Here is a 455-nt window from a genome sequence, read left to right on the forward strand (position 1 = left end):
GAGTTCGAATCATCTTGAGATACATCGATACAATCACAACCCGGATAGTTTTCACGTCCATCTCATAGACGCTTCCGCTATCCAAATTACTTACTTCTTCCAGATTGTTAAAGAACGACAGCCGATATGGTTTTACTCATATCATCTGACTGGCTCAATCGCCAATGCAAAATTCTCGGTTCAGTGTCTGAACCAAGCCCTTAGCGTTGGTGATTGGTGGAGGCAGACGGGATCGAACCGACGACCCCCTGCTTGCAAAGCAGGTGCTCTCCCAGCTGAGCTATGCCCCCATGAGTACAGATTTGCCTCAGGTGTTACCGCCAGACAATGGTGGGTCTGGTTGGATTCGAACCAACGACCCCCGCCTTATCAAGACGGTGCTCTAACCGACTGAGCTACAGACCCCTGAGTCTGTCTTTAAATTTACAGCCGATAAGCGTGAGCGCTCAACTTCG

The 455-nt window shown here is 49.5% G+C and carries 2 tRNA genes; both read right to left on the reverse strand.

What is annotated here, in order from left to right:
• Positions 1 to 214 precede the first annotated feature (214 nt).
• Positions 215 to 290: transfer RNA gene (locus tag G3N99_RS41590), tRNA-Ala, on the reverse strand.
• Between the two features lie 38 nt (positions 291 to 328).
• Positions 329 to 405 (reverse strand) — tRNA-Ile (locus tag G3N99_RS41595).
• Between the last annotated feature and the right edge of the window lie 50 nt (positions 406 to 455).

This window comes from Burkholderia sp. Ac-20392 (assembly GCF_017104585.1).
Lineage (GTDB): Bacteria > Pseudomonadota > Gammaproteobacteria > Burkholderiales > Burkholderiaceae > Burkholderia > Burkholderia lata.